The 8,909-nt window shown below is 68.0% G+C and carries 6 protein-coding genes and 2 pseudogenes; 4 read left to right on the forward strand and 4 right to left on the reverse strand.

Annotated features, from left to right (window positions below; all coding sequences use genetic code 11):
* Positions 1-186: pseudogene (locus FGX59_RS34975) on the reverse strand (ABC transporter permease); the annotation flags it as partial.
* An 88-nt stretch (positions 187-274) separates the two neighbouring features.
* On the reverse strand, positions 275-1,225 hold the full coding sequence (locus FGX59_RS34980; protein ID WP_206078527.1) for a FadR/GntR family transcriptional regulator: 951 nt from the start codon (positions 1,223-1,225) through the stop codon (positions 275-277).
* Positions 1,226-1,271: 46 nt separating this feature from the next.
* Here FGX59_RS34980 and FGX59_RS34985 point away from each other — a divergent pair, with 46 nt between their 5' ends.
* The 4 genes and pseudogenes from FGX59_RS34985 to FGX59_RS39075 all read left to right on the forward strand — a co-directional run.
* Positions 1,272-2,459, forward strand: coding sequence for a mandelate racemase family protein (locus FGX59_RS34985; protein WP_240722856.1), 1,188 nt, complete (start codon positions 1,272-1,274; stop codon positions 2,457-2,459).
* Positions 2,460-2,499: 40 nt separating this feature from the next.
* Complete coding sequence (locus FGX59_RS34990; protein WP_138473126.1) at positions 2,500-4,104, forward strand: ABC transporter substrate-binding protein; 1,605 nt, start codon at positions 2,500-2,502, stop codon at positions 4,102-4,104.
* Positions 4,105-5,076: 972 nt separating this feature from the next.
* Positions 5,077-5,559, forward strand: coding sequence for a DUF2938 family protein (locus tag FGX59_RS34995; protein WP_171060982.1), 483 nt, complete (start codon positions 5,077-5,079; stop codon positions 5,557-5,559).
* Between the two features lie 263 nt (positions 5,560-5,822).
* A pseudogene (locus FGX59_RS39075) lies at positions 5,823-6,521 on the forward strand (hypothetical protein); the annotation flags it as partial.
* A gap of 403 nt (positions 6,522-6,924) precedes the next feature.
* Here FGX59_RS39075 and FGX59_RS35000 read toward each other — a convergent pair.
* A complete protein-coding gene (locus tag FGX59_RS35000) occupies positions 6,925-7,842 on the reverse strand; it encodes a Hint domain-containing protein (RefSeq protein WP_138473130.1) in 918 nt (305 codons plus the stop codon).
* A 109-nt stretch (positions 7,843-7,951) separates the two neighbouring features.
* A partial coding sequence (locus FGX59_RS35005) for a DUF1214 domain-containing protein (RefSeq protein WP_138473132.1) occupies positions 7,952-8,909 on the reverse strand: 958 nt, incomplete at its 5' end.

An 8,909-nucleotide genomic window follows, 5' to 3' on the forward strand; every position in this document is an offset into this window, starting at 1 on the left:
GTCGAGGCCGAGCTGCTGGTAGACATTCATGTAGACCTCCCGCGTCGCCTCCTCGCCAACGATCGCGCGGACAGGATCCACAGGCATGATCCGCCCGATCACGAAGGTCAGGACTAGAAGACCCAGAAGGGTCGCGAATATCGTCGAAAGCTGGCTGAGGAAGCGCGATGCCGGCCCCTGTCCCATGCTGATCTCCTCCCGTTGCCGGAGACGACTCTCCGGTGGGGCCAAGAGATGTCAGACATCAGAATGAGTCAAGTCCGATGTCTTTGCGCTACTCCGCTGCGCTTCCCATCAGCCTGGCCTTGCTGCGAAGCAGGCTGCCGGTCAGATGCGCCCGCATGGCCGCGCGCGCGGCCTCTGCGTCTCCGGCGATGATCGCGTTGACGATGCGTCCATGCTCCTCCTGCAGATGCCGGTTGCCCGGAATGGCGGATTGCGCCTGGCTCGGTGCAGGCGCCTCGGCGATGATCCCCGGCTTCAGCAATTGCAGCAGTTCGGGAAAGCGGCGGTTCTGGGTGGCTTCGGCGATCCGGTAGTGCAGTCCGAAATCGGTGTGCCGGGTGGACAGGCCCTGCTCGATGCAGGCCCCCACCATGGCATGCGCTTCCAGGATCGTTTCCAGCTGCGCGGCGGATCGCCGTGCAGCGGCAAGCCCGGCGGCCTCGATTTCACAGGCCATCCGCAGCTCGAGAAGCTCGATCACGCCGATCGTCCGTTCGAGGCTCAAGTCGCTGAAAAGGCGGTCGCTCTCGGATGGGTCCACGACAAAGGCGCCGACCCCGCGGCGCACGTCGACCAGCCCGTCGGCGCGCAGCACCGCGATCGCCTCGCGGATCACTGCCCGGCTGACCGAGTGCTGCCGCGTCAGTTCGGTCTCGGTGGGGAGCCGGTCTCCGGGGGCGAGCGTGCCCATCTCCAGATCGCGGCGCAGCAGGGCCACCACGCGACCGACAAGGGATCTGGAGCCCGGGGCGGGATGCGCGCCGGTATCCGGCGGAAGCTGCGCGCTCATGTCTGATTTCATGTCGATCCTTGTCTGCTGGCTGCGCGTTCCATTGGCGAAGCGCGCGGAATTCCGGGGCTTTCGGCTAGAATGCCCGAATGCATCCGGGGATGGAAGGCCGTTTCGACCGCAGGTTACGCCGGTTTTGGCGAGCATTCCTGCAAAAGTCAGACAAGTTGTGACGAATCTCTTGACGTCATCAGACAACATGGGGTTCATGGGGCGAGATCACCCGGGACGCCCCGGCTGGAAGGGAGAAGATCACGTGCACGGCCTGATGCCCAAGGAAACGCTCGCGGACGGGCTCTCGATTGCCGATGTCCGGGTCCGGACATTCTGGACCACCACTTTCGAAGAGCTCGACAGCGACGGACATGCCCATCCCGGACCGGAGCGGCGGGTGCGCAAGAGCCTCTTGACCGTCACCTGCGAGAACGGCACCGAGGGCCATGCCTTCGGCAGCCCCGAGCAGCTGCGGCCCTACCTGCTCGAGCGCTTCATCCGCAAGGTGCTGGCCGGGCAGGATGCGCTGGCGCGCGAAAGGCTCTGGCAGGACATGGCGCATTGGCAGCGCGGCTCCGGCGGGCAGCTCAGCGACCGCACCCTGGCGATTGTCGACTGCGCGCTGTGGGACCTGGCAGGGAAGGCGGCCGGGCTTCCGGTCTACCGCCTGATCGGCGCCTATCGCGACAAGGTCCCGGCCTATGGCTCGATCATGTGCGGCGACGAGATCGAGGGCGGGCTCGCGACGCCCGAGGATTACGGCCGCTTCGCCGAGGCGCTGGTGGCGCGTGGCTACCAGGCCATCAAGCTGCATACATGGATGCCGCCGGTGAGCTGGTCGCCGAGCATCGAGATGGACCTGAAGGCCTGCGCCGCCGTGCGCGAGGCGGTCGGGCCGCGCATTCCGCTGATGCTCGACGCCTATCACTGGTATTCGCGCGAGGAGGCTGCCGAGCTGGGCCGCGGGCTGGAGGCGCTGAACTTCACCTGGATCGAGGAGGTCATGGACGAGCAGTCGATGTCCTCCTATGCGTGGCTTGCGGCCGAGCTGAAGATCCCGGTGATCGGCCCGGAATCCATGGGCGGCAAGCACAAGCACCGCGCCGAATGGATCCGCAATGGGGCCTGCGACATCCTGAGGACCGGGGTCGAGGATGTCGGCGGCATCACGCCTGCGCTGAAGACCATGCATCTGGCCGAGAGCTTCGGGATGAACTGCGAGGTCCACGGCCACGGCGCAGAGAACCTGGCCATTTCCGCGGTGTCGAAGAACTGCCGCTGGTACGAGCGGGGGCTGCTGCATCCGATGCTCGATTACGACCGCTGCCCAGACTATCTCAACGCGATACCCGACGCGATGGATGCCGGGGGCTTCGTGCATCTGAGCCAGGCGCCGGGGATCGGGGAGGACATCGATTTCGACTATATCGACGCGAACCTGGCCGACTGACGGCCAGGCGCGCTGCATTGCATGATCTCAGGGAGGAGTCATGAAACGCCGCAATTTTCTACTAGCCACCACATGCCTGCCGCTGGCTGCCGCCATCGCGCGCCCGGTGGCGGCTGCGACGCCGGACGACCAGCTGGCGGTCGGCTTCTCGATGGCCAATGTGCTGACGCTCGATCCCGCGGGATCGGGCAGCAAGGAACGGACGCAGATCATCACCAATATCTACGACTGCCTCCTGGGCATCGATCCGCAGGACCGGACCCGGCTGGTGCCCGAACTGGCCGAAAGCTGGGAGGTGGCCGGGGATGGCAGCGCCATCCGCCTGACGCTCCGCGAGGGCGCCCGCTTCGCCTCGGGCAATCCGGTGACGGCCGGTGACGCGGTCTGGTCGCTGCGCCGGGTGCTGCAGCAGAACCTCGCCCAGGCGACGAATTTCCGGATCCGCGGCTACAGCGCCGAGACCGCGGAAGAGGATTTCCGCGCCCTCGACGACCGGACCATCGAGCTGCGCATTCCGCAGGCGACGGACCCCAAGATCATCCTGCTCACCCTTGCGATCACCGGAACCGGCTCGATCCTCGACCGGAGCACCGTGATGGAGCACGAGGTGGACGGCGACCAGGGGCGCGCCTGGCTGGCGGCGAACTCCGCCGGTTCGGGGGCCTACGCCCTGCAGGCGGTCCGGGCCAACGAATTCGCGCTGCTGGTGCGGAACGGGAACTACTGGGGACCGCCACCGGCGATGAAGCGGATCATCCTGCGCCACGTGCCCGAGTCCCAGAGCCAGAGGCTGCTTCTGGAACAGGGCGATCTGGACATCGCCTATTCGATGGCGGCGGCGGATCTCGAGGCGGTCGACGACGATCCGCAGATCGTGATCGAGACTGCCATCGGCAACGGGCTCTACTATCTCGCCATGTCGATGGCGGACCCTGTCCTCGCCGACCGGCGGGTGCGCGAGGCGATCCTGAAGCTGGTCGACTATGACGGGATCAATGCCGCGGTGATGCCCTATTACGGGGTGGAGCATCTGTGCCCCATCCAGATCGGCCTCGGCGGCGAGACGTTCCGGAGCGGCATCGCCCGCGATGTCGACGGGGCGAAGGCGCTCCTGGCCGAAGCGGGCCATGGCGACGGGCTGGACCTGACGCTCCGGGCGCTCTCCATGCCGCCCTTCGACAATCTCGCCGTGGCCATCCAGGGCTCTCTCGCCGAGGGCGGCATCCGGGCCGAGATCATCACCGGCGACGGAGAGACCGTCTACGGCGCGATGCGCCGCCGGGAGTTCCAGCTGATCGTCGGACGCTCGGGCGGCCAGGTCTCGCATCCCGATGGCGATCTGCGCAGCATTCTGGTCAATCCCGACAATAGCGCGGAGGCGAAGCTCACCGGGATTCTCGGCTGGCGCGTGTCCTACCGGAACGAGGAGATAAACCGCCTGGCCGAGGAGGCGCTGCTGCAGCCGGATCCCGACGCGCAGGCGAAGGACTACGCCCGGATTCTCGAGCTATACGAGGCGGATGCGCCGCCGATCCAGCCGATTTCCCAGGTGACGGACTCGGTGGCCATGCGCAGCGACATCTCCGGGCTGGTCATCAGCCCGGTCTGGCAGACCAAGCTCTCCACGGTCACGAAGATGCGGTAGGCGGGCAGATGGCGGAGCGGCCCCGGGCTGCCTCCGCCGCGTCCGGGCTTGCCGATGGCTGCCGAAGGCGCTCCGTCTTTACTGGGCCCGCCCGGCGCGGCAGTCCGGCGTTGCCAGGTCGCCGCGGGTTTCCCGAGGGCAGCCGCGGCCGCCGCTTTTCCGTCCCTGAGCCATGCGGTGTGCGTGGTCGACAGGCCGAGGGAAACGGACCGGGCGCGGCGGCAGGCCCGAGCACCTGGAAAGCCGTTGAAGGAAGGGAGCTGGGACTGCCTTGCTTCACTGGTCCCGGGCGCGCCTGTCCGGTAAATCGCCGGCCGCGCGCCATGGCCGGAAAGGTCTTCCCCGCCACCGGATGGCGACGTTGCGCAGATGCCGTCTGCCTGCCGCAGCCGGACCGCCCGGCACGTCCGCGGCGGATCATGGGGCTCGGATGCGGCCTGTCCAGCCACGGATGGCCGCGCAGGAACGGGGGCCGCCGCGTGCGGCCCGCGGAACCTCTGCGTTGCGAAAGCTCGGGGCAAACCGGTGATGCGTCCTCGGCGCGACCGGCGGCCCATTGCGCGACGCGGGCCCCCTTGCGCCGGAGCGGGGCCGGGGGCGACGGCCACGGCCATGCCGGACAGCCATCGACCCGGCAATGGAATGGATGTGCCGGAGCGGAGGCGCTGTCGCGGGCGGCGCAGCGACGCGAGGCGGCATGAAGCAGGGCTCCGCGGGTTTGGCATCCCGGATCCTGCGCCCGCGCCTGGCCGGGCAGCCAGCGCGGGCTCTCGTGGCAGAGCCGCCAGAGCTCCGGCGGTTCGGACGCTGCCGGGATCCCGGTGCGGGGGCGTGGAGCGTGCCCGAAAGCAATGGGGATCGACTTGCGGTCCGCGGCCTGCGGAGGACGGACCGAAGTGACCTGCCGCCGCACGACAACGGCTCCGGGCCATGCTAGGCCTCAGCCGTGAACAAGTTGAAAGAACGGTCCGAATGCTGCGCTTCATTCTCTTCTCGGTCGTCGCCGGTGTCACGGCGACCCTCGTCCTGGATCTGTGGAAAGTCGCCACCGACCGCCTGCGGGGCCGCAAGGGCTCGCCCTGGGGGCTGGTCGGCCGCTGGGTGCTGGGTCTCGGCCATGGGCGCGTGGCGCTAGACCAGAGCCGGAGCGACCCGCCCTCGCGGGGCGAGCATGCTGTCGGCTGGATCTTCCACTACGCGGTCGGCATCGCCTATGCCGCAATGCTGCCGCTGTTCTGGGGGACGGCCTATATCGATGCACCGACCGTCTGGCCTGCAATCATCGTCGGGCTCGTGCTGAGCACCTTCGCCGGGCTCTGCATCCTGACCCCGGCCATGGGCGGAGGGCTCCTTGCCGGCAAGACGCCGAACCAGGCCGCCAGAATCTCCGAGACGCTGCAGAACCACGCGGTCTTCGCCCTGGCGCTCTACATGGGGGCGCGGTCCTTCGGCTGAGTGCGCCGGATCAGGCGGTGACAACGGCGCATCCGGAGGACGCCTGCAACGCGGCCTCCGGATCCGAGCTGCCACAGTGCCCGGCAGCGGTGCATCCGAGGGGCGTTTTTGCGCAGATCTCCGGGGATTCATCTCGTGAATCCAGCATGCTCGCTGGGCAGCATGGGCAGGCCTCCTAAAACGACGTACGAGACGACCAACTGGAAAAGCTAGCGAGCCGTCGCGCGCCATCGGTCCGAGCGCAACGGCGAGCGAGGCGCTGAGGCGGCGCGGATCGCCGCCAGTACCGCAAGGTCCATCTGGCATGGACACGGCGACCGGCGGTATCCGGGCGGCGGCGTTCACCACCAGCCGGGACGATGTCAGCCCCGTCCTTTCCGAGATTCTGGACCAGACCTAGCGAGACGAAGAGATCGGCACTGTCACAGGCGAGCTGCCAGCGGGTGTGCCGTCGCCCATCGGGCTCGGACCGATGGCGCCGCGATGGGCAACTCCGCGCACCGCTGGCGGCGCCTTCGACACACGCCGGTGCCATGCGGCGATCCTGGCGCGTAGCGGTACCTGGCGCTCGGGCATTCTTTCAGACCGGTGGCAGTCATGCCCTCGCTCCCATCCGCAGAAACCGCAGTCTCTGGGAGGAGCGCTGCCCGGCTGCGCTTGCGCGAAACGACATCCCCGGCGGCCCCGCCGCGTTTGCCGGACTTTCGCGGCGCCACTGGCGCCAGGGTGACGGCTCACTCTGGAAACGATGGTCCGGCAATCATGTCCGCGGCCGGATCGAGGCCGGGACGTGACCCCTCAAGTCCTCCGGCGAGCGGATTGCCTCGAGGTCCCCCGACCGCCAGACCGCCGAGATCCACATCCACGTCATTCGCGGCTGCGCCCGGAGCGATGGCGCCTGCCGCTCGTTCACGGACCGCTTGAACGCCCCCGGCACTGCGGGGAGCGAACGGGTGGCCTGACCGCAGCCGGGGAAGGGGCATCACGTCCTGACGGCGACTTCTGCAGCGATGCCATCCCAACATGCTTGCCGATTCACTGTCAGGTCGCCCAGCCGACCGCCGCAAACGCTCCGGTCGAGGAGGGCATGCGGTGTGCCGCGAAAAGGGCAGCCAGACCTTCCCGGCGGTCCCGGCATCCGCGAAAGGACGAGAGGATGGACGACGCCTCGGGCGGCCCGTGGCAGTCGGGCCGGCCGGCATGCCCATGGGGGCAGGTGCGGGAGACCGGCTCCCAACCGCGCCTCCAGTCCGCAGATTGCTCTTCGCATCATTCGGCAGTGCGGCCGCAATGGAGGCTGGCACGCGCCTGTTGCAGCAGGAATCCGGTGCTTCCGGGTTCCGCTGGTCGTGACGCCTGCACGGATCAGGCCGCCTGCGTGCCGCCCAGCTTCGCGCGGATCGCCGGGGGCACCAGCCGCGCGGCCGAGACCCGCGGCAGCGGCATCTCGCGGATCGTCTGCTCCTCGCCGCAGAGTGCCGCGTATTCGGCGAAATTGTCGAAGGCCCGGCGCCCGCGGTAGTCGATGAAGCTTTCGGCCGGGGCGCCGTTGGCCAGGATCACCTCGTGCCCGTCGGTCTCGACATGGTAGTAGGTGACGCGGTCCGGCAGGCTGGCGGCGGGCTCGACCGAGATCGTCGTTCCGTTGACCAGTGCACTGGCATTGATGGCGAGCCCGTCGAGGACAAGGGCGTGATCCGCAGTGAGAACGAGATCGCCATGCGGCAGCCCGTCGCCGAGAGCACCGGCCCTCACCCGGACCGGCAGGAAGCGGTCCGCCGGCGTGAAGCGCTTGTCCACGGTCTGCCGCCCGATCCACCTGACGGTGACAGCACGACCGTCCGAGGTTAGGATCGTGTGGCCGATGCATAGGGCCTCGACCGCCGTTTCGCCCTCCGGCGTCGCGATCCGCGTTCCGGCGGCAAAGCAGGTGACGAAGTCTGCGTCCGCCGCGGAGGTGAAGGCATCGTCCGTCGTGCTGATCTCGTTGGGCAGCGTGCTGAAGGAGGCCGTCGCGACATACGGGCTGAGCAGGTAGCCGTTGTCGGGGTCGCCATCGATGGTGACAACCGGATACGCCTCGCCGTCGATGGTGTAGGTGCCGATGAAGCGCACGGCATTGCCGTCGACGGTGCCCACCACCTCGTTCTCCTGGAAGCTGTCGTCCGAGGTGTCGCCGTCATCCAGCGTCCCGGACAGGTCCGAGCTGGTGCCGCCTCCGAAGTTGAGACTGTTGCCGCTTCTGGTGAACGCGATGACGGACTGGAAATCGAACTGTGCCATTTTCTAGGTCCTCCGTTTGGGTCGGCGCGGCCCAGGCGGGCCGCGCGGGGGGATGGAGTGCGGTCGCCGGTCGCGGACGAAGCGGACCGGCGCGCCGCGGGGGAAAAGTCTATTGCGAGACCCTGACCAGGTCGTCGGGCTTCCAGGTCTGGTCGTAGAAGGCGTCCTCGGCGCCGTAGAGCCGGAGGCAGGCGACGAAATTGCGCCGCGGCACCGTCTGGATGAAGGCGGCATCCGCCACGCCCTCGGGCTTTTCCGGGCCGAACCAGATGTCGATCGACCCGTCCCCGTTCTGCGGGATGTCGTAGTAGCCGTTGGTCGAGGGCAGGAGCTGAGCGGTTTCCGGCATCGTGCCGTCTGTCACGTTATAGGCCGTCACCGCACAGAACAGCGCGGCGGGGATATCCGGCGGCAGGGTCAGCCGGTAGGTATTCCCGCCGTCCAGGAACGCCCCCTCCGCATAGCGGATCGCATAGGGATACTTGGACCCGGCGCCCGTCGTGCGCATCACCATCGCCGGGGCCGAGGAATAGGCGTACTGGAAGAAGCGAGACCGCGCGCCCAGATCCAGATAGCTCTCCTGCATCCAGTCATTGGTGCCGCCGACCCAGGCGCGTTCCCATTGCCGGTCGTCATAGTACTTGCTGCGCCCGTCCGCGCGTCCCGTCTGGCCCGAGGCGAGGATCATCCTCGGCGCGTCCGCGAGCGGCTTCTCCAGCGCTGCCCGCTGCCAGTCCTGCGGCTCGAAGGGGATGCCCTTGATGATGCCGATCGAGGCCAGGACGCCGCGCAGCTCGGGGTCGATCGCCTCGACGGGCTCATAGTCGACGAGAGCCTTCAGCTTGGTCCAGTACTCGAAATCCGTGGGGTACATCATGTTGACCCGCACGCCGCTGGCATTGGGGGATTCCATTGCGGGGATGTCCTTCTCCACCTCCCAGAGCGGATAGATCCGCGTGGTTTCCGCGGCGGCCACGGCCGGGGCCGGATCGGGGGCGCCGTCGCCCTGCGCCATCACCGTGCGGAAGAAGAGGAAGACGTTGTAGGTGGAGGACTCGAAGGCGAAG

The sequence above is a fragment of the Poseidonocella sp. HB161398 genome (assembly GCF_005870025.1).
In the GTDB taxonomy this organism is placed as follows: Bacteria; Pseudomonadota; Alphaproteobacteria; order Rhodobacterales; family Rhodobacteraceae; genus Mangrovicoccus.

Bases quoted from the DNA above. Each gene is read 5' to 3' on its own strand.
- FGX59_RS34980 (WP_206078527.1), bottom strand. From the start codon at position 1,225: ATGAACCCCATGTTGTCTGATGACGTCAAGAGATTCGTCACAACTTGT.
- FGX59_RS34990 (WP_138473126.1), top strand. From the start codon at position 2,500: ATGAAACGCCGCAATTTTCTACTAGCCACCACATGCCTGCCGCTGGCT.
- FGX59_RS34995 (WP_171060982.1), top strand. From the start codon at position 5,077: ATGCTGCGCTTCATTCTCTTCTCGGTCGTCGCCGGTGTCACGGCGACC.
- FGX59_RS35000 (WP_138473130.1), bottom strand. From the start codon at position 7,842: ATGGCACAGTTCGATTTCCAGTCCGTCATCGCGTTCACCAGAAGCGGC.